This is a genomic window from Cohnella zeiphila, from assembly GCF_014212055.1.
Classification (GTDB): domain Bacteria; phylum Bacillota; class Bacilli; order Paenibacillales; family Paenibacillaceae; genus Cohnella; species Cohnella zeiphila.
Map to the genome: position 1 here is coordinate 51,619 of NZ_JACJVO010000010.1, position 21,268 is coordinate 72,886.

Sequence of the window (21,268 nt, forward strand, 5' to 3'; positions counted from 1 at the left end):
CAAAAGCAAACGAAAACGGCCATTTGACTGCCTGCATCGGCGAGAACGCGTCACCCGACGCAAATGTAGGCAGTCTGATTACCTTCTTTGGCGATATTTCGTCACTCGACGTAAAAGTAGGCAGTCTGATTACCCTCATTGGCGAAAATGCGGCCGAAGCTGAGTCCGTAGGCATCGTAACAGCAAAAGCAAAAACGGCCCCGCCGTCCGAAAGGACGGCGGGGCCGTATGGGTCGCTGGCGGCAGCGGCCGTTTCTTCACGCTCCGTTTGCGCTTCCGCCGAGGCTGCCCTCTTCACGCTCCGCTTGCGCTTCAGCAGAGGCTGCCCTCGACGCTTCGCTCAAGCTTCCGCCGCGTGGCTGCCTTTCTTGAACCGGCCCTGCAGCCACCCGAGAATCGCGTCGGCCAGGATGGCCAGAACCGCCGCGGGAATGGCGCCCGCGTAAATTTTGACGTCGTTGCGCATGTTCAGACCGGAATAGATCACCCGGCCGAGCCCCTCTCCGCCGATCAGCGGAGCGAGCGTCGCCACGCCGATGGCGATGACCGCGGCCACCCGAAGGCCGGCCATGATGAACGGCAGCGCCAGCGGGAGCTGCACCTTCACCAGCAGTTGGATCGGGCTCATGCCGACGCCCCGCCCGGCCTCGACCAGGTTGCGGTCGAGCTGCTTCAGGCCGACGTACGTGTTGCGGATAATCGGCAGAAGCGAGTACAGGAACAGTCCGACGACCATCGTGTTGAAGCCGAGTCCGAGCGCGAGCATGAGCAAGGCCAGCAGGGCGAGGCTCGGGAGCACTTGAATAACGTTGGCAGCCCCAAGAATGACCGCGGCCAGCTTCTCGCTGCGAAGGCAGAGGATGCCAAGCGGAATGCCGACGACAAGCGCCAGGGCGAGGCCGCAGAATACCATTGCCAGGTGGTCTCCGATCAGACCGATCAACTCGTCGGAATGATCGGCCATATATTCATACACGCGAACGAACAACGGTTGATCCGCATTCATCGCTATCACTTCCCCTGTTTAGTCGAGCAGGCCGTTCTGCTTCAAATATTCGACGGCCACCTCATCCGGACTGCGCTGCTCCACGTCGACCTGGTAGTTCAGTTCGCCCATCGTCTTGGCGTCGATCTTGCCGATCAATTCGGAGATGATATCGTTCAGCTCGGGATGCTTCTCCAGCATATCCTTGCGGATGACCGGCGATGCGTCGTAAGGCGGGAAGAAGTGCTTGTCGTCTTCCAGCGTAACGAGATTGTACTGCTTGATGCCCGGGTCGGTCGTATAAGCCAGCACGGCATCGACCTTCTTATCTCCGGCGGCTTTGTAGACGAGCGAGATCTCCATCGGGAACGTCTCGCCGAACGAGATCCCGTACGCTTGCTGGAACGCCTTATATCCGTCGTTATCGCGCTCGAGCCACGTCGTGTCCACGCCCAGCTTCAAGTCTTTGGCGTGATCCTTCAGATCGGATACGGTCTTGAGCTGGTACTGGTCGGCCACGTCCTTGCGGACGGCAAAAGCGTACGTATTCTCGAAGCCGTAAGAGTCGTACCATTTGAAGCCGTAGTTCTTATCGAAGCCCTCCTGCGCGACCTTCAGCACTTCCGCGCGGTCCTTCGTATCGGGAATATCGAAGTATCCGTTGTAGATTTCGCCCGAATACAGCGTCGCCATCTGAATGTCGCCCTTCTTCATGGCGTCGATGACGACCTTGCTCGCCGCCAGATCGGGTTTGATCTTCACTTTCATGTCGGTTTTGTCCTCGATGAGCGCCTTGTACATCTCCGCCAGAATCTTCGGCTCGGAGTAGGTCTGCGCCCCGATCGTGAGCGTATCTCCCTTGCTTCCTCCGCAAGCGGTAAGCGCAAGCGGCAATAGAGCGACAAGTCCAACCAATCCGACCCCGAATTTCAGTTTCTTTTTTTGCATAGCTCCTCCTCTGTGAATCTGTTTGTTTATTTGGATGCGGCCTTCGGATGCGCTCTGCGGGCGACCCGCCTTTCGATGCCGCCCAGCACTCCGTCGGCCAGCAATGCCAGTACGATGGCTGCGGCCGCGCCGGCAACGACCAACTCTTCCTTATTGACCCCGATTCCCGACACGATCAGTTGTCCCAGTCCGCCTGCGCCGATCAGCGTAGCGAGCGTCGCCCAGCTGATGATATAGACAGTCGTCACCCGAATGCCGGACATGATATACGGAAAAGCGAGCGGGAACTGAATCCGCATCAGCCTTTGCGCCGCACCGTATCCCATCCCCCTTGCGGATTCCAGAATGGCTGGATCGACGGACCGAAAGCCGGTGTACGTGTTCCGCAGGATCGGCATCAGCGAATACAGGAACAGCGCGAGAATGGCCGGCTTCGTGCCGATCCCGAACAGCGGAATGAGCAGCGCGAGCAGCGCCAGGCTGGGAATCGTCTGAAAAATGTTGGCGACGCCGAACGCGCCCGTCCGGGCCCACTTGGCCGGATAGTGCGCCAGCAGCATGCCGGCCGGCACGGCCACCAGCACCCCCAGCGCGAGGGCTACCCCCGACAGGATCAGATGCTGGCCGGTCGCTTGCAGCAGGTCGGGGTAGCGCTCTCGGATAAAGACGTCGAAATCTTTCAAAAATTCAGACGATAACAGAAGCATATGCATCGCCTCCGTTGCTTCCGGAAGCATACAGATCAGCCATATGTCTGACCACGCTGCCCCGGGTAATCAGGCCGACGAAACGGTTGTCTTCCCCGACGACCGCCAGATTGGACAGCTGCTTGGCGCTCATGAGCTGAAGCGCGATGGCGAGCGACGTCCCGGAAGGAACCGTATGCTCGACCGGCCTCATCACGTCGGCGACCGTCTTGTTCTCTTCGGCGTACTGGTCCAGCACGTTGTAGATCGAGACGGTCCCCTGCAGCTTGCGGTTCTTGTCGACGATCAGCAAGGTGTCGACGCGCCGTCTCTCCATCAGCTTGACCGCCTCGGCCAAGCCGCGGCTCGGGAACGCCGTCGCCGGCTGCTCCACCATCACGTCGTCCACGCTCGGAGCAAGTTCGGGAGCGACGAGCTCGGTTCCGGCGGACTGCAGCCGTTTCTTGCCGATGAAGCTCTTGACGAAGTCGTTCGCCGGATAACGCAGAATTCGTTCCGGCCGGTCCGCCTGCACGATTTCCCCATCCTTCATCAGCACGATCGTATCGGCGATCTTCAGCGCCTCGTCCATGTCGTGGGTGACGAACACGATCGTTTTGCGCAGCTCCTGCTGCAGACGAACCAGCTCATCCTGGAGCTGCTCGCGGCTGATCGGGTCCAGCGCGCTGAACGGCTCATCCATCAAGATGACGTCCGGGTCGGCGGCCAAGGCGCGAATGACGCCGATGCGCTGCTGCTGGCCGCCGCTCAGCTCCGATGGATACCGGTTGCGATAGGTGTCCGGGTCCAGCCCGACCAAGCCCAGCAGTTCGTCGACCCTTCGCTCCACCTTGTCCTTATCCCACTTGAGCAGTCTGGGAACGACGCCGACGTTCTTCGCGATCGTCATGTGCGGGAACAGTCCGATGTTCTGGATAACGTAACCGATCTGCCGCCTCAGCTCCACCGGATTGAGCGACGCGATGTCGCGGCCCTGAATGCGGATCGAGCCCCCGGTCGGCTGGATCAGACGGTTGATGAGCTTCATCGTCGTCGTTTTCCCGCAGCCGCTCGGACCGATCAGCACCGTGATCTCGCCTTCCTTGATTTCGAGATCGATGTTCTTGATTGCCTGAAAGCCATCGTCGTACTGCTTTTTCACCCCGGTAAACACAATCAAGGCAAACCCTCCCCTTATGAAAAATGATCCAAACCTTGAAAATACCGCCGCGTTGTCGTCGGGGACTTCTGTCCGGCAAGCCGCTGGATTCGCTCGATCGGCATATCCTGTTCGGCAAGTCTCCGGCAATAGGTGTGCCGCAAATGCTGGCACAGCACCGGAAATCCGAGTTTCTCGCTATAGCCCTCGACGACGAACTGCACGGCCCGCGGCTGCATCGCGCCCATCCGCTCGGTGATGAACAGGTACGGGCTTCGAACGTATTCCGTCTTGCCCGCTTCGCCGCGCAGGCGCACCCATTCCCGAAGCTGCGCCGAAGACTCCGGCGACAGCGGAACGGCGCGCGCAGGCTCCTCCCCGTGGAAAACGAGCAGCTCGTTCTCCCGCAGCGACTCGAGCCGCAGGTCGGAGACCTCCTCCACCCTCAGACCCGCATAGAGCATCGTGTGAAGGAGCGCCAAATTCCTCGCCCGCTTGAACGGGTTCTGCTCCATGGCGGCGATCTTCAGCAGCTTCTCTTCTTCTTCGGCGGACAGCCAACGCGGCGGAGCGGCCTTCTGCGTATCAATGATGCGCACATGCTCCGCGGGATTTCCGGAAGCATGGCCTTGCGCGTGAGCCCATTTAAAAAACGTGCTGACCACGGACAGCGATTTGTTGATCGTCGCGCTGCGAACGCCGGCTTTTTCCAGGTCGCCCCGAAAAGATAGCAGGTCATCCATCCGGATCTCCGGCAATGTCCGTCCGCTTCTCCGGACCCAGCCGAGAAATTTGCGCACCTCCGCGATATACATCCGGATCGTGCTCTCCTCCTTGCATTGCCGGGCCAAGAAACGTTCGAACGAAATCAGTAAATCCTCCGTGCCCTCCAACGATTCCGTCACGATGCATCACCGTCTGTTTGTACAGAATGTTGAAAAATTCTATGATAAATAAAATTCTATGATGTATATCGTAACAAACGGACGATTCATGGGGCAACGGCGGTAATAGGGGAGGAGCAGGGATCTCCTTGGATATCGTTACCTCAGAAAAGCTCATCCCCGGATCCTCCCCGGATCCTGCCCGATCGTCCCGTATCCTCCCGGATCCTCCGGTTTCGCTCGGTTTTACCAAAAAAAAGAACAGCTGCCACAGGCAAGCTGCTCTCTTTATCCCCGAAGATCCGCATCACGTCGCTTGTTGCCGATAATTCAATTTCACCGTGTCGTTAACCGGCAGCCGGTCCTCGTTCGCCAAGGACCATCGCAACAGCTTTCGCTCAAGCTCGATGACGACGGACTCCCATTCCGGATTGCCGTACTCGTTCGTTAATTCGTGCGGATCCTCGGTAAGGCGATACAGTTCTCCATCGCCGTTCGTGTACAGATTCAGCTTCCATTCCGCGGTGCGGATGCTTTTTCCTTTGCCGTACCAGGCATCGCGGTAGGCGCACCATACGAAGCAGCTTTCGTCGAACGGATCGCTTGGCCGCTTCCCGATCTCCTCCATGCGGATCGGTTCTCCTTCTTCTCCGCTCTCGATGACGACAAACTCGCGCGGCTCGTAAGATTGCCCCAGCAAATAAGAAGCGCAGCTTCTGCCCTGCACGCCGTACGGAATGGGGCATTCGGCCAAGTCCAGTATCGTCGGCATGATGTCGACGAGCTCGATCGGATGGGGGCTGCGAATCCCCGCCAAGGATTTGCCAGGCCAAGCCATGATCAGCGGCACGTGAGTGAACGTGTCGTAAAAGGCATTATGCTTCTGGATCAAGCCGTGCGCCCCCATCGAATCGCCATGGTCGGACGTGAAGAGAATGACGGTATTGTCGGAAAGTCCGAGTTCCTCCAGCTTGGCCATCACGCGCCCGATGGCGTCGTCGATAAAGGAGATCATGCCGTAGTGGATCGCCCGGACGCTGCGAATCGTCTGCTCGTCGGCCCGATCCATGGCATCCATCGCGTGCATGACCCGCTGCCGTTCCGGCTTCGTCTTCAAGTCGTCGTACGGCGGCATCGGAACGTCTTCGGGGCTGTACATGCTCGCGTAAGGCTCCGGCGTCTGATAGGGCGTATGGGGGTCCGGAAAGGAAAGCCACATGAAAAACGGTTTCTCGGGCTGCCTTGCCTGTTCCATGTAATCCGCCGCCGATTGTCCGAGCAAGTACGTGCCGCATTTCTCATAAGGAGCCGGATTCGTCCCATGGCCGAGCGGGCTGCGCCAGCAATGGTCCACCGCCCATTGGTGGGCGGCCTTCGCCTCCGGATCGTCCCGATGCCCGTCCACGAGGTGACCGTGCTCGCCTTGAACGGCGTGATCGAACACTTGATGGAGCGTCTCTTTCGGAAAAGCGTGATTTTTGCCGATTAACGCCGTTTGGTACCCGCCTTCCCGCAGCACCTGCGGCAAAGAGATCTCGCGCGGATCGATCAGCATATGATTCGCGTGGACGCGGATCGTCGAGGCGTACCTTCCGGTCATCATCGACGATCGCGACGGAGAACAGGCCGGATAATTGCAGAACGCTTTCTCGAACAACACGCCTTGCTTCGCCAGCTGATCCAAATGAGGGGTACGCACGAGCGGGTTGCCGTACAAAGCGAGCGTCTCGGCGGATTGCTGGTCGGTTTGAATGAGGACAATATTCGGCTGCACGCCGTATCACACCCCTTTATCCTTTGATGGAACCGATCATGACGCCTTGAACGAAGTACTTTTGAATGAACGGATAAATCAGCAGCACCGGAACGGACGAGACTATTATAACGGAATATTTGATGCTTTCCGACATCAACACCCGTTCGCTCATCCCGGCACCGATATCGTCCGACTGATTCAGGATGAGAATTTCCCGCAGGACCAACTGGAGCGGATACAGATGCTCATCCTTCAAATAAATCAGCGCGTTAAACCAAGCGTTCCAATGGCCGACCCCGTAGAACAAAACCATGACCGCAAGGATCGGCTTGGACAGCGGCAGCACGATACGGATCAAAAGGCGGATATTCGAACAGCCGTCCAGCCACGCCGATTCTTGCAATTCGACCGGAATGCTGGTTTGAAAAAAAGTCCGCATGACGATCAGATTGTAAGTCGCGATCGCTCCGGGAACGATCATCGCCCATGCCGTGTTGATCATTCCGAGACTTTTCACAAGCAGAAAAGTCGGAATCAGCCCTCCGCTGAAAAACATCGTGAACGTGATAAGGAACATAAAGATCTGCCTGCCCGGCAAATCTTTGCGGGACAACGGATACGCCGCCATGACGGTCAGCGCGATATTTACCAGAGTTCCCGCCCCTGCATAAAACAAGGTATTGGCATATCCGGTCCAGATCGACTCGTTCTCGAACACCTTGCGATACGGCTCAAGCGTCAGTCCCTGCGGCAGCAGCCAGATGCTTCCGTCGGCGACTTTCTCGGGATTGCTGAAGGAGGCGCTCAAGACAAAAACAAGAGGATACAGGACGATGACAAGGGTAATCGTCGCGATACCGTATATGAGAAAATTGAACCACTTTTCATCCGCCGCTCTCGATGGCATAAGCCGCCTCCTACCACAAGCTGGATTCCGTCTTCCTTCTCGCGTAACCGTTCACGAGCAGAAGCAAAATGAAGTCGACGACCGAGTTGAACAAGCCGGCCGCGGCCGTATAGCTGTACTGTCCTTCCTGGATACCGGTCTTGTAGACGAACGTGGCGATGATGTCGCTTCTCTCCGCGTTGATCGGGTTTTGCATGAGCAGCGCCTTCTCGAAGCCGACATCCATCCAACTGCCGATCTGCAGGATGAACAGAATGATGATGGTCGGCAGGATGCCCGGAAGGGAGACGTGCCAAATTCTCCGCATCCGCGAGGCGCCGTCCATCTTGGCGGCTTCGTATAAGGTCGGATCGATGGACGACAAGGCGGCCAAATAAATAATCGAGCCCCAGCCCATGTTCTGCCATACCCCCGACCCGACGAAGATCGTCTGGAACCATTCCGCCTTGCGCATAAAATCGACGGGATCCATTCCGAAAACCGCAAGGACCCGGTTGACCATCCCCGTAATCGGGTCCAGAAAAATGTTCAGCATGCCGATGATGACGATCAGGGACAGGAAATGCGGCATATACGTGGCATTTTGCAGCCATTTCTTAAACTTGCGGCTCGGCGTTTCGTGGATGAGCAGCGCCAGCAGGATCGGAATCGGAAATCCGACAATCAAAGAGTAGAGGCTGAGCGAAACCGTATTCCACAGCAGCTGCCAGAAATAATAGGAGGAGAAGAAGCGGTCGAAATGCTTAAGCCCCACCCAGCTGCTGTCCCATATCCCTTGGGAAGGGGAAAAATCCTTGAAGGCGATCTGCAGCCCGTACATCGGATAATATTTGAACACGATATACCAAACCATAGGGACGAGCAGCAGCAAATATAAATCATACCTGGTCAACATGCGCCTCAGAAGCTTGCCCTGCATCCGGATCCCTCCGATCCCCGTCTATTGTTTCATCGTATCGTAGGCTTGCTGGTACGCTTTCTCCAGTTCGTCGAGCTGCATCTTCTTCAGCGTATTGACGTAAGCGTCCCAGCGGTCGAAGCTCAATTCGCCGAGAATAAACTTGGCGACGGACTCGTTCACGTACTTGTCGATGTCCGCCCGGAGAGAGAGGATCTTCTCCGAAGCGGCTTTGTCAAAGATCGGCGCGCCGTAAATCGTCTGAGGAATGTATTTCTCGACATAGCCGTAAACTTCCATGACCTTCTCGTTATTCGTCAAGCCTCCGGTCTTCTCGGTGACGAGATGAGGGAACCCGCCGCCCGGCACCAGGTTGATGTCCCCCATGGCCGCCATCACGCCGCGCGAATCGTTCAGGACGGAATCCTTCATGACCGGCTTGCCGTCCTTCATCTCATACGTTTGACCTTCTACGCCGAACCGGAAGAACAAGGAGCCTTCATCGCCATAGAAATAATCGACCCAGCGCATGGCCGCTTCCGGATTCTTGTTCACCTTCGTAATGGCGAACGTGCCGGTCGGGGAAGCGATCGGCTGGGCGGACACGAATTTCTGGTCGCCAAAAGGACCTTTAATCGGCGCCATGCCGGTAAATTGGTTTTCCACATTGATAAACGGATCGGACGCTTGAATGAAGAACATGCCGAAGTTCGCCTGGGACAAATTGCTGCGCCACTTCGGAATGTCTCCCTTGTAGAAATCGGCCCACAGAAGGTTCTCTTTGTACATCTCGTTCAGAAACATCAGCATGTCCTTGAAGCGATCGTCCGCCACCCAGATATGGACCTTATCGTTGTCGATATTGATGTTGTAGCCGAGCTGCCGATCCAGTCCCCAGGAGCCCGTCAACTCCGAGAATACCATGCCCATATCCCGGAGACCGAGCGGAATCTCGTCCTTTTTCCCGTTGCCGTTCGGATCTTGATCCCGGAATGCGACAAGAACCTTCTTCAGCTCTTCCACATTGGTCGGGGCCTGCAGATTCAGCTTTTGCAGCCAATCCTTGTTGATCCAAATTTTCTCCGAGCGCTCGGAGCCGAGCACCCGCATCTGCGGGAGCGCATAGATGTGCCCGTCCGGCGCGGTAATCGCTTTCTTCTCGTCCGGATACTGCTCGAACAGACTCTTGAGATTCGGCGCGTACTGGTCGATCAGCCCTTCGAGCGGAATCAGCTGCTTCTCCTGCATGCCGTATTTGGCGAGGTCATCGTTGGTAAGCTGGGCCCGCAAGAAGAGGTCGGGCAGCTCGTTGGAGGCGAACAGCAAGTTTTTCTTTTCTGCGCAGCCTTGCGACGGCGTTTCCTGGAAATCCATATGGACGTTCGATTTTTTCTCGTACTCTTTAAACACCAGAACGTCCTTCCATGCGGCTTGGTTCGGGTCCTTACAACCGAACACCGTGAACGACGCCTGGTCTTTCACGATGGGAAACCCCGCCGTATTGACCCCGCCGTTCTGCCCTTCCGCCGAGGCTCCTCCATTCGTGTCAGCGCTTTCTTTTGCGCACGCCGACAACGTCAGCACTCCGGCCATAGCCCCTGCGAGCAGCAGGACCGTTCCCTTGCGCTTTCTTTTCATCTTTCGACCTCCTCGTGTTTGTGGGCTGCCTGCCGATGACCATCGCTTTCATCCGTCCTTAGCCAAGTATACCGATCCCGAGGAGGCAGCCGATTTCGAATTTTTGCACGAAAACATCACTTTTTTGCAGTCGGATCTTTCGGATTGCGAGTCGTTTGGGCATATTTCTGCGGAGGCATGCCGACGATATCTTTAAACACCTTGATAAAATAGCTGTAATTGTTGAAGCCGATTTTCCCGTAGATGGTTTTCGCTTTGGTCTGCCCTTCCGCCAGCAGCTGCTTGCCGATCTCGATCCGATGACGGTTCAAATATTCCGTAAAAGCGATGCCGGTCTCCTCTTTAAACAAGCGGCTTAAATAAGAAGCCGTTATACCGGCGCGGCTTGCCGCTTCTTCCAAGGAAATCGCTTGACGGTAATGCTTATGAATATATCCGATCGCTTCCCGAACATGCGGCGAATAGGAATTGGCGGTACCGTCCGAGTGGATTTGACGGGCGATTCTTTGAAATAACGATTGGAACCATTCGCAGAAGTCGCGAGGCTCCAAGCGGGAATTGCTCAGCATCTCTTTCATTTCCGCCGTCACCCACTGCGTATCCCGTCCGGATTTACCGCTTAATTTCTCGGCCACATGGAGCAATTCGCTCATGACGAACTGAACGGTGCCGCTGTCCGCCGCGTTCAACCCTTCAAAGATGCGCTCGATTTGTCCGTCTATTTGATCGCCGTCGCCAAGCTCGATGGCCGACAGCAAATCTTTCTCCTGACGGATCGTCAAGGTCACGATCGGCTGATCCGCCTTCAGCCCGGACGCCGCTTCGCCGGGGCGATGCGTCCGCTCGAGTCGGCCGCAAATCGCTTGATAACAGTCAGCCAGTCGGCTCATTCCGTTAGGCAGCGAGCTGCTCGCGGATACGGCGTGAATGCCCAGATACATCCGCAACGATTGTTCGATCCGCTGCTGCATGCTCTGCAGTTCTTGGAAAATGGCGCTTTCGCTTCGGTGCTTCTCGAAAGAAACCAGCAGCACGAATCGTCCCTTCTCGATGTAAGCCGCATATCCTTTCGCATATTCCTCGATGGATTGTTGGCAGATATCGGAGATGGACGTCAGCAGCTTGTTTTTTTGAATATCGGTATAGCGGCTCGTGACAAAATCGAAATTGGGGATCTCCGCTACGACAAGCTTCAGGTTGTTCCATCTTTCCAACTCGTTTAGCGGGCTTAGCTCTTGAAGCCCCGATTGGCTGACGCCCGTAACCGTCTCGCGAATGTAGCTCTGAGCGACCAGCGGACTGACGGCGGTCCACATTCTCGTCGTCCGATCGTCGTTCTCCTTGCGTTCGAGCTGCTTCTTGGCCCGGTTCTTGATGGTGCGCAGCACGTTCAGCAATGCGGCGGCGTCCGTCCGGTGCTTCAGCAAATAATCCACGGCGCCGTTCATCAGCGTTTCGCGGACGTATTCATACGAATCGAAGCTGCTTAGCATGACGACTTGAATATCCTCGTGATGCTCGCGCGCGTACTTCGCCACCTCCACGCCGTTCCTCATCGGCATCTGAACGTCCAATAGCACGACGTCCGGGCGATGTTGGCGAATGGCCGCCTGAGCCGCCGCACCGTCCGCGGCTTCCGCGCAGATGCGGAAGCCGTGCCGTTCCCAATCGATCAAGGAGCGCAAATGATTGCGCGCGAGCAAGTCGTCATCCACGATCAAGACGCTCAATATCACGAACCGTCGCCTCCCTCAAAACCGGAATCGTAATCAGAACCTTGGTAAATTGCCCGGATCGGCTATAAATGGATAAACCGTAAGAGTCGCCGAATCTCAGCTTCAATCGTTCGTCTACGTTATGATAGCCGATCCCGGTCGACCCCTCTTTCCCTGTCGGGGCCCTTTGCCGCAGGGCTTCGACCTGCTCCGGACTCATGCCCATACCGTTGTCGGTAACTTCGAAGATCATGTGTTCTCCCATTCGATAGATGCGGACCGTGATCAGCCCGCCGCTTTTTTTGCCGGATAACCCGTGGTCCAGCGCATTTTCTACGATCGGCTGCAGAATGAGCTTGGGAGTGTAGCAATCGTAGCTCCCGTCCTCCACGTCGTAAACGACGCGCAGCTTTTCCAGGTAGCGATACTTCTGGATGTCCAAATATCGATTCGCATAATTCAGCTCTTCCCGAATCGTAATGTACTCCTCTCTCCGAATGGCAATGCGCAGAAGATCGATCAAGGAATTGGTCACTTCTTCAATGTTGGGGACATGCTGCAGCCGAGCCAAATACGAGATCGTGTTGAGGGTATTGGATAGAAAATGCGGGTTGATTTGCGACTGAAGCGCCTTGAATTCCGTTTCCCGCTTCTGCTTCTCCCTCCGCTTGATGTCGTCAAGCAAGCCTCGGACTTCGCTCATCATCGAGGTAAACACTTCGCTGAGCTGACCCACTTCATCCTTGGAATTCACTTCCGGCTTGGCGGTCAGGAGGCCGGCTCGAATGAGACGCATGGACTTATGAAGACGCTTTAAATTCTTGGTAATTTGATTCGATACGATGATGGATACGACAAGAACCGCAACCAGCACGAGGAATGCGATGCCGAAAATTTGATTGCGAATGACGTACGCTTCTCGCATGAGCACGTTCTCGGGGATCAGCCCGATGGTCGTCCAGCCTGTATAGGAAGAGGTAACGTGCATGGCGAAATACGTTCGATTCCCGACCCGGTACGTATGGTCGGACCCGGCTGCCTGCAGCTTCTTGTACACATCGGCATAAGGGGTGAAGATAATATTGGTCGCGACGACTTGTTCGGAAGAACGGTAGACAAGCTCGCCCGACGGATCGACGACGAGGATCAGCATGTCGGTGGACGGCTGAATATCGAACACCTTGTTCAGGATGGCTGAATTAAAATCGATCAGAGCGACGCCAAGAGGTTCGCCGGCCACGTAAATCGGACGCCCCACGGTAACGGTTCCCTCATCGGTGGCGTTGTACAGGATCTGTTTGCGGGGAGAAGCGAGAAGCTCTTGCGCCCAGCGCTCCCGTATGACAGAGCGGGAAAGCAGCGAACCGCCGGTTCGGAACACCTTACCGTTCGTACCGAGCACGGCGATTCGCGAAATGTAAGATTTATAGGCCATGAGCGAAGACAGGAAATCCTCGGCTTTCTTGCTTTCCATGAACCCTTCGTAAGTGACCTGATCATGGGCGTTTAAAAGGGGATCGGTGATGTACTCCTTGCTTGTCGTAATCACGGTCGTCATATTGTCGATGTCATCCAGCATGATGCGCAAATTCTCCTCCGCATGCCGAATGCTTGCCGTGAAATTGTCGATCGTCGTTCTTTTGATCGTCGAAGAGGAATTATAATACGCGCTGAACGAAACCAGCAAAATCGACAGGCAAAAAACCGTACCGAACGAAATGAATATTTTCGCCTGAATGCTCGTTCTTGCGGAAAACAGATAATTAAAGAACGCAGTATTCATGTCCAGTCAGCCCTCCGCCGCTCATGCACGCAAACGCTGGTAGCCGGGTATCCCCAAAAAATTCTAATTCAAATATTAGCATTCAATAAACCTTCGGATCAATGCAGACTTGAAGGACGCCGCCGGCCGCGACAAAAAAACGGCCTCGCCGTCCGAACGGACGACGAGACCGTATCTGCCGACCTCACACCGCTTTTAGGCGCGATTCGGCACATAATCGAACCAATCGAAGCAAGCCGGCGTACGCTCGCCCGTCTCGCTGACGGCATACATCGCGGCGAATACCCCCGTAAATCCGCCCGCCACCTCCGTGGAGAGCAGATGCGTTTCCCCCGAGCCCGCTTCCAGATCAGGGGCGGAATCCTGCCGAACGGTAAAAACAAGCGTGTCCGGCCGAGCTTCTATTTGCAAGACGACCGGGCCCGGCGCGCATTCCTGCGCGCTCTCCGTTCGGAGCGATCCGACGGTTCGCCGAAAGACGATCGCTTTGCGTCCTTCCCGGAACCTTACGGCCAGGTCGTAATGATGCCTTTCGTTCATAAACACGGTAAGCCCGGCTTCCTCTCCTTCCTCGGCCGGTTCGAAATCGAGGGCGGCCGCCATGCTGCACGAGAAGTGAGCGAGACGGCGGCCCACAAAGGCCGGGGCTCCGGCGTCGTCGAGCGAGGTTTTCGTTCCGCGCAGCACGAGATGCCCCGGACGTTCGCTCAGCGACCAGCTTCCGGGAGCTGGATTCCGCAGGAAGGTCCAATCGAGGCCCAGCGTCGGATCGTCAAAATCATCCCGATCGGCCTTCAGCGGCCACCGGACTTCGGCGAACGGCGGAGAATCCATGACGGACTCGACGCGTCCGCCATGCCCGATCATCGGCCACCCGTCATCCGACCAGGAGACGGGCGCGAGGAACGTCTCCCTGCCCAGATGATGCTTCATCGGATAGGAGACCGGCCGGATTCCCAGGAAAACCGCCCACCAACTGCCGTCGTGCGCCTGTACGAGATCCGCATGCCCGGTCGCGTGGATGCTGCTTTTCAAGCTTCTGTGAGACAAAATCGGATTATGCGGGCATGGATCGTATGGACCATAGGGATCGCCGCTTCTTGCTATCGTCACCATATGGCCGTATTCCGTCCCGCCCTCGGCGATCATCAAATAATAAAGTCCGTTGATTTTGTAGAGATGAGGCGCTTCCGGATAAGCTCCGCCCGTTCCCCTCCAGATCAGACGGCTCTCCGTCAGCAGGCTTCCGGTCGAAATATCGATCTCGCATTGATAAATCCCCTCGCCCTCATGGCCGGAACAAGTGGATTGAAAGTATACGCGGCCGTCCTCGTCGAACAAAAGCGACGGATCGATGCCTTGCTGCGCAACGGGAATCGGATCGGACCAGGGGCCGGCGGGCTGGTTGCTCCGGACATAGAAATTGCCGACCCCGCTTACGTTCGTGGTCGCCATATAGAACCAGCCGTCGTGATAGCGAATCGTCGGGGCGTAGATCCCTCCCGAGCTTCCCGCGTGAGCCAGCGGCAGCTGTTCCTCCGTATTCAGACAATGTCCGATCTGACGCCAATTCACGAGGTCCTTGCTATGAAAAATAGGCACTCCCGGAAAATATTCGAACGAGCTTGTCACCAGGTAGTAGTCTTCCCCGACTCGGCAGATGCTCGGGTCGGGATGAAAGCCGGGAATGATCGGGTTCGTGTACGGCATGGATGCACTTCTCCTATTTGTTATAGTCTCGGCTAGTATTATAGGGGATGCGTTCTTCGTCAAACCTTGATTTTCGAGTCATGAAATAGCATGATATAGTCATCCGGCCGCGAGCTTGGGAAGGGGGCGTTCGTATGCTTACCGTGCACTTGAATTGGTTTACGTCCGACGAACAATTCCCGTTCTTCATTCAATATGGCGGACATGACGAAGACATGGACCTGCACAGGCATTTGGATTTCTCCGAACTCGTCATCGTGCTGAGCGGCAACGCTACGCACATCGTCAATTCGGAGGCATCCTTCATCAAAAAGGGGAACGTATTCGTCATCGACGGCGTGACCGCTCATGCGTATAAGGACCCCCACGACTTTAAAATTTGCAACATCATGTTTCGGCCCGAGATGCTGAAAGCGGCCGGGTCCGACTTGAGGGCGTCCAAGGGATTTCAGGCTCTGTTCCTGTTGGAGCCGTATTATCGGAACATTCAGCATTACGAGAGCAAGATGAACCTGTCGATTGCAAGCCTGGAACACGTCTCGTCCATGATCTCCTTCATGATGGAAGAGTATGAGAGCAAGCTTCAGGGCTACCAGACGATGCTCCGGGCGCGGTTTATGGAACTCGTCGTTTTCTTGTCCAGGCAATACGAGAAGGAAGAGACCGGCGTTCAAAGCAATCTGATGCACTTGGCAAATGCGATCTCCTTTATCGAAGCCCACTTTTTGGAATCGCTTACTCTTGAGGATATCGCATCCAAATCGGGCATTTCGGTAAGGCATCTGAACCGGATCTTCCAGTCCTATTACCAGACGACCCCCTTCTCGTATCTTCTGAAGCTGCGCCTGGAACGTGCGTGCATGCTGCTCAAGACGACCAGCCTTCCCATTACGGAGATTTCCTACGAGTGCGGGTTTAACGACAGCAATTATTTCACCCGCCAGTTCACGAAGGTTCTGGGGATGTCCCCGAAGGCTTATAGGCGGCACTAATCCCCCAATATGAACCCCAAAAGTGACGCTATGCTCCGTAGCAAATTCCGAATCCTTTTGGGGGAGCCCCCGGTATGAACCCCCAAAAGTGACGCTAAGCTCCGTAGCGAATTCCGAATCCTTTTGGGGGAGCCCCCGATAAAAAACCGCCCATGGGGAGACGTTTCCGTCCTCCGATAGGCGGTTCTGCAGGCTTGCCGTTACTTAATATCCTTGCCGGTAAACAGCTCGACTCTGTTCTTGACGAGGTCCGTATACGTAGCTTCCATCTTCTCCGCGCCGGCCTTGTTCAGGTCGGAGATGAACTGGTCGTACGTCTTGTCGAAGTCTTCCGGCTTCGCCAGGATCACCTTCGGAATGCTCTTGTCGACGATGTCCTGCGTTTTCTGGTAGATGACCGCGTAGTCGCCGTCCGTCGGCACCTGCATGTTATACAGCGCGCCCCATTCCTTGACCGGAAGGTCTTGCGGCCACAGGTCCTTCCAGGTCGTCACGTTGTAGCCCTTCAGCGCTTCCTTCTCGGCGTCGGAATAGCTCGCCTGGATCTGTTCCGGGAAGTTCGTCGTGTAGTAGTTGCCCGTCGAATCCTTGACGCCGTCGCCGTAATGCGGAGCGAACGCCGTGTACAGGCCGATGCCGGTCGTCTTGGCGAAGTTGGCGCTGTCGTTCACCTTGGCATTCAGGACATCGTCCGGAATGACGCGCTTGCCGTTCTCGATATTGTATTGCTTGCCTTCCACGCCCCAGTTGACGAGCACTTGGCCTTCGTCGGAAGCGATCCAATCCAGGAACTGAATGGCGCGAACCGGATCCTTGCAAGCCTTCGTGATGCTGATGCCGTAGAAGTCGACGCCGAAGGGCTGCAGCTCGTGCTCCTGGTATTGATCGTTCACCGTAACCGGGAAGTGGCCGTACGTTTCATCGTTTTTGCCCGCGGACTTCAGCGAGTTCTCCGCATTGCCGTATTCCCACTCCTGCGAGATCAGGCCCAGTACGCGGCCGCTCGCGATCTTCGCTTGATACTGGTCGTCCTTCTCCACGAAGGTGTCCTTGTCGAGCAGGCCCTCGTTGTACATATGGTTCAGCCATTTGAAGTAGTCCCGCTCCTCCGGGCGTTTGTAGTGCAGCTCGGCCTGGTACGTCGTCGGATCGACGTAGTATTCGCCGTCTCCGGGAGCCCCCGTCGCATTGACGGACGGGTCGGTGATCGTAATCATCCTCTTCCATCCGTCGCCGTTCAGCAGCAGCGGAATCGTCGGCTGTCCGTCCGTCGTCGGATGCTTCGCCACATACTCCTTCAGCACGTTCTCAAAATCCTGCGTCGTCTTGATCTGCGGATAGCCGAGCTCCTTCAGCACGCGAAGCTGAACCTCGAAGCCGCCGGTGGCGTCGAAGTATTGGTTGCCCACGCCCCCGTTCGTCGGAATCGCATAGATCGACTGGTCGTCATTGCTGTATTTCATGCGGTTCTCGCTGCCCTTCATGATCGCCTTGATGTGCGGGGCGTACTTATCGATCAAGTCGGTCAAGTCGATAATGGCGCCGGCGTCGACCAGCTTGCCAAGCTCGCCCTTGGCGAAGATGATGTCCGGATATTGCCCGCTGGCGGCCATCAGGGCGATTTTGCTCTGGCCTCCGCCGCTGGCAACGTCGAATTCGGCGTTGATCGTAACGCCCGTCTTCGCGGTAATGGCCTTGCCCACATCGTCCTGCATGTTGTTCCAGTTCGGGCTTGCGTCCGCGCCGAAGAAAGAGAACGCGATCGGCGTCGTATCCGTTTGCGCGCCGGCATCGGACGATGCGGCAGCGCTGCCGCTGGCAGACGCGCTGCCGGTCGCGGCGGCATCGCCGGAATTGCCCGCGGAATCGTCGTTGTTGTTCTGTCCGCAACCGCTAAGCAGCAATACGCCCGTAAGCGTCAGCAATGAGAGCGATTTCGTGCCGTTCCACTTCATTGAATTTCCCCCTTAACATAATCAGCCATGCGAGAATCGGGAGTCCCTGTCCGGGATTCCTCCCTTCTTTCTGATTATAGGCTTAGCGCTCGTCGCCAAACCTTGATTTTCAAGTCATAAACTAGCATGATATAGTCATTCGATTGGGAGCCGGCCCATCGCATAAGAAAAACGCTTTACGACGTCCTTGTACGAGGAGCAATTCTGATAAAGGCTGTATCGTAGAAATCATAAAGGGAAAATCTCCTGCTATTTTTTCCAAATATCATGAATGGACAGAATCAAAGGGAAAACCTCCCGCTAATCATGGCTCGTCGGCTCCTTCTGGGGAGTTTGGCATGAAATAACGGGAGGTTTTCCTGTTCATCCTCTTCTTCCCGAAGTTTTCGCATATTTAGGAGGAGAAATTCCTATTCGTTCTACTTTCTTTTAGGATAGATAAAAACCGCCCATGGGGACGTTTCCGTCTCCCCGTGGGCGGTTCTGCGTACATGCCGTTACTGAACGTCCTTGCCGGTAAACAGCTTGACTCTGCTCTTGACGAGGTCCGTATACGTAGCTTCCATCTTCTCCGCGCCCGCCTTGTTCAGGTCGGAGATGAACTGGTCGTATGTCTTGTCGAAGTCTTCCGGCTTCGCCAGAATGACCTTCGGAATGCTCTTGTCGACGATTTCTTGCGTCTTCTGGTAGATGACCGCGTAGTCGCCGTCCGTCGGCACCTGCATGTTATACAGCGCTCCCCATTCTTTGACCGGCAGATCTTTCTCGCTCGGGAACAAGTCCTTCCAGGTCGTCGCGTTGTAGCCCTTCAGCGCTTCCTTCTCGGCGTCGGAATAGCTGGCAACGATTTGATCCGGGAAGTTCGTCGTGTAGTAGTTGCCCGTCGAATCCTTGACGCCGTCGCCGTAATGCGGAGCGAACGTCGTGTACAGGCCGACGCCGGTCGTCTTGGCGAAGTTGGAGTTGTCGTTGACTTTCGCATTCTGGACATCGGCCGGGATGACGCGCTGGCCGTTCACGATATTGTATTGCTTGCCTTCCACGCCCCAGTTGACGAGCACTTGGCCTTCGTCGGAAGCGAGCCAATCCAGGAACTGGATCGCCCGAACCGGATCCTTGCACGCCGTCGTGATGCTGATGCCGGAGAAGTCGACGCCGACGGATTGCAGCTCGTGATCTTGGTACTGATCATTCAACGTTACCGGGAAGTGGCCGTACGTTTCATCGTTTTTGCCCGCGGACTTCAGCGAGTTCTCCGCATTGCCGTACTCCCACTCCTGCGAGATCAGGCCCAATACTCGGCCGCTCGCGATCTTCGCTTGATACTGGTCGTCCTTCTCGACGAAGGTGTCCTTGTCGAGCAGGCCTTCGTTGTACATATGGTTCAGCCATTTGAAGTAGTCTTTTTCTTCCGGACGCTTGTAGTGCAGTTCAGCCTTGTACGTCGTCGGATCGACATAATATTCGCCGTCGTCCGGCGCGCCCGTTGCAATGAATCCCGGGTTCGTGATCGTAATCATGCGCTTCCAACCATCGCCGTTCAGCAGCAGCGGAATCGTCGGCTGTCCGTCCGTCGTCGGATGCTTCGCCACGTACTCCTTCAGAACGTTTTCATAATCCTGAACGGTTTTGATCTGCGGGTAACCCAGTTCCTTCAGCACGCGGAGCTGAACCTCAAAGCCGCCGGTGGCGTCGAAATATTGGTTGTTCACGCCCCCGTTCGTCGGAATGGCGTAAATCGACTGATCGTCGTTGCTGTACTTCAGGCGATTCATGTTATCCTTCATCATGGCCTTGATGTGCGGAGCGTATTTGTCGATCAGGTCGGTCAAATCGATAATGGCGCCCGCGTCGACCAGCTTGCCCAGCTCGCCCTTGGCGAAGATGATGTCCGGATATTGACCGCTCGCGGCCATCAGGGCGATTTTGCTCTGGCCGCCGCCGCTGGCGACGTCGTATTCGGCATTGATCGTAACGCCCGTCTTCGCGGTAATAGCCTTGCCGACGTCATCCTGCATGTTATTCCAGTTCGGGCTTGCGTCCGCGCCGAAGAAGGAGAACGTGATCGGCGTCGTATCCATTTGCGCGCCGGCATCGGACGATGCGGAGGCGCTGCCGCTGCCGCTCGGGCTGGCGGACGCAGAGCTGCCGGAATTGCTTGCCGAATCGCCGTTGTTGTTCTGTCCGCAACCGCTAAGCAGCAATGCGCCCGAAAGCGTTAGCAACGAGAGCGATGAGAGCGATTTCGTGCTGTTCCACTTCATTGAACTTCCCCCTTAATCGTATCAAGCTTATATTGTACACAGGCTTCAAGCCCGGATGTACCGATAAAATATGGAAGCGAAGAACGGTTATGCCTTTACCGCGCCCAGCGTCATGCCGCCGACGAAATACCGTTGAAGGAACGGATAGACGACGAGGATCGGCACGGTGACGACGATCGTAATCGCCATCTTGATCGATTCCGGCGACACTTGCTGCATCAGCTTCGCCAGATCGTTGGAGTTGCTCATGGCGCTGCCTTGCTGCGTGCTGTCCAGAATTTTCATCAATTCGTACTGCAGCGTGGTGAGAGACGGCTTGTTGCCGTTGTACAAATACGTATCGAACCAGGAGTTCCATTGTCCGACCGCCAGAAAGAGAGCGATCGTCGCCAGCACCGGCTTGCAGAGCGGAAGAATGACCTTGTAATAAATCTGAAAGTCGTTCGCTCCGTCCAGCTTGGCCGATTCCTGAAGGGCGTACGGCAAGCCGTCGATGAAAGAACGAATGACGAACACGTTAAAGGCGCTGACTATGCCCGGAAGCACGTAGATGCCGAACGTCCCGATCATGTGAAGGTCGCGCATCAGGATGTACACCGGCACCATTCCTCCGGAAAAGTACATCGTGAGCGCAAGGAACGTAGAGACGAACTTGCGGCTTCTGAAATCGGGCCGGCTCAGCGTGTAGGCCAGCATCGAAGCGCTCAGCAAACCGAGCAGCGTGCCGATCACCGTCCGCAGAACGGATATTTTGAAGCCTTGTACCAGCGTCGTATAGCCGAAGATCGTTTCGTAGTTTTTCAGCGTGAACTGCCTCGGCCACAGATAGATCCCCCCGCGCACGGTGTCGGCGGAATCGTTCAAGGAGATCGCCAGCACGTTCAAGAACGGGTACAGCGTGGCGGCGACGATGACCGTAAGCACGACGTAATTGATGACGTTGAACGTTCTTTCCCCTCGGGTCAGGTTGAAAGCTTTGGTTGACACA

At 56.0% G+C, this 21,268-nt stretch carries 16 protein-coding genes; 1 reads left to right on the forward strand and 15 read right to left on the reverse strand.

The annotated features are described in order from the left end of the window. Window positions 1-340: 340 nt before the first annotated feature. The 12 genes from H7C18_RS09950 to H7C18_RS10005 all read right to left on the reverse strand — a co-directional run bounded on the left by H7C18_RS09950 (window position 341) and on the right by H7C18_RS10005 (window position 15,069). Entirely contained in the window at window positions 341-1,006 is a 666-nt protein-coding gene (locus H7C18_RS09950; RefSeq protein WP_185128903.1) for an ABC transporter permease, read from the reverse strand. A gap of 18 nt (window positions 1,007-1,024) precedes the next feature. Then, window positions 1,025-1,933, reverse strand: a complete 909-nt coding sequence (locus H7C18_RS09955) for a glycine betaine ABC transporter substrate-binding protein (RefSeq protein WP_185128904.1) — start codon at window positions 1,931-1,933, stop codon at window positions 1,025-1,027. 26 nt (window positions 1,934-1,959) lie between these two features. Continuing rightward, window positions 1,960-2,640 carry an ABC transporter permease gene (locus H7C18_RS09960; protein ID WP_185128905.1) on the reverse strand — a complete coding sequence of 227 codons (681 nt, stop codon included), beginning with the start codon at window positions 2,638-2,640 and terminating at the stop codon, window positions 1,960-1,962. Next, on the reverse strand, window positions 2,621-3,799 hold the full coding sequence (locus H7C18_RS09965) for a betaine/proline/choline family ABC transporter ATP-binding protein (RefSeq protein ID WP_185128906.1): 1,179 nt from the start codon (window positions 3,797-3,799) through the stop codon (window positions 2,621-2,623). The genes H7C18_RS09960 and H7C18_RS09965 overlap by 20 nt, the downstream gene beginning before the upstream one ends. A 14-nt stretch (window positions 3,800-3,813) precedes the next feature. Then, the gene (locus H7C18_RS09970) at window positions 3,814-4,683 is read right to left on the reverse strand and encodes a tyrosine-type recombinase/integrase (protein WP_185128907.1); all 870 of its coding nucleotides are present in this window, start codon (window positions 4,681-4,683) and stop codon (window positions 3,814-3,816) included. A 286-nt stretch (window positions 4,684-4,969) separates the two neighbouring features. Further along, on the reverse strand, window positions 4,970-6,436 hold the full coding sequence (locus tag H7C18_RS09975) for a sulfatase-like hydrolase/transferase (RefSeq protein WP_185128908.1): 1,467 nt from the start codon (window positions 6,434-6,436) through the stop codon (window positions 4,970-4,972). A gap of 16 nt (window positions 6,437-6,452) precedes the next feature. Beyond that, on the reverse strand, window positions 6,453-7,325 hold the full coding sequence (locus H7C18_RS09980) for a carbohydrate ABC transporter permease (protein WP_185128909.1): 873 nt from the start codon (window positions 7,323-7,325) through the stop codon (window positions 6,453-6,455). A 10-nt stretch (window positions 7,326-7,335) separates the two neighbouring features. Beyond that, window positions 7,336-8,244: an ABC transporter permease gene (locus H7C18_RS09985; protein ID WP_185128910.1), complete on the reverse strand. Its 909-nt coding sequence runs from the start codon at window positions 8,242-8,244 to the stop codon at window positions 7,336-7,338. Window positions 8,245-8,265: 21 nt separating this feature from the next. Next, window positions 8,266-9,861: an extracellular solute-binding protein gene (locus H7C18_RS09990; RefSeq protein WP_185128911.1), complete on the reverse strand. Its 1,596-nt coding sequence runs from the start codon at window positions 9,859-9,861 to the stop codon at window positions 8,266-8,268. A 116-nt stretch (window positions 9,862-9,977) separates the two neighbouring features. Continuing rightward, the gene (locus tag H7C18_RS09995; RefSeq protein WP_185128912.1) at window positions 9,978-11,597 is read right to left on the reverse strand and encodes a response regulator; all 1,620 of its coding nucleotides are present in this window, start codon (window positions 11,595-11,597) and stop codon (window positions 9,978-9,980) included. Further along, window positions 11,569-13,359: a cache domain-containing sensor histidine kinase gene (locus H7C18_RS10000; protein ID WP_185128913.1), complete on the reverse strand. Its 1,791-nt coding sequence runs from the start codon at window positions 13,357-13,359 to the stop codon at window positions 11,569-11,571. Before H7C18_RS10000 ends, H7C18_RS09995 begins: the two co-directional genes overlap by 29 nt. Window positions 13,360-13,554: 195 nt before the next feature. Next, window positions 13,555-15,069, reverse strand: a complete 1,515-nt coding sequence (locus tag H7C18_RS10005; RefSeq protein WP_185128914.1) for a glycoside hydrolase family 43 protein — start codon at window positions 15,067-15,069, stop codon at window positions 13,555-13,557. 134 nt (window positions 15,070-15,203) lie between these two features. On the opposite strand from H7C18_RS10005, the gene H7C18_RS10010 reads away from it, so the two are divergent. Next, a complete protein-coding gene (locus H7C18_RS10010; protein ID WP_185128915.1) occupies window positions 15,204-16,061 on the forward strand; it encodes an AraC family transcriptional regulator in 858 nt (285 codons plus the stop codon). Window positions 16,062-16,261: 200 nt separating this feature from the next. Here H7C18_RS10010 and H7C18_RS10015 read toward each other — a convergent pair whose 3' ends face one another. The 3 genes from H7C18_RS10015 to H7C18_RS10025 form a co-directional block, all read right to left on the reverse strand. Then, a complete protein-coding gene (locus H7C18_RS10015) occupies window positions 16,262-18,016 on the reverse strand; it encodes an ABC transporter substrate-binding protein (RefSeq protein WP_185128916.1) in 1,755 nt (584 codons plus the stop codon). Between the two features lie 497 nt (window positions 18,017-18,513). Then, entirely contained in the window at window positions 18,514-20,280 is a 1,767-nt protein-coding gene (locus H7C18_RS10020; RefSeq protein ID WP_185128917.1) for an ABC transporter substrate-binding protein, read from the reverse strand. 87 nt (window positions 20,281-20,367) lie between these two features. After that, window positions 20,368-21,267 carry an ABC transporter permease subunit gene (locus H7C18_RS10025; RefSeq protein WP_185128918.1) on the reverse strand — a complete coding sequence of 300 codons (900 nt, stop codon included), beginning with the start codon at window positions 21,265-21,267 and terminating at the stop codon, window positions 20,368-20,370. Between the last annotated feature and the right edge of the window lies 1 nt (window position 21,268).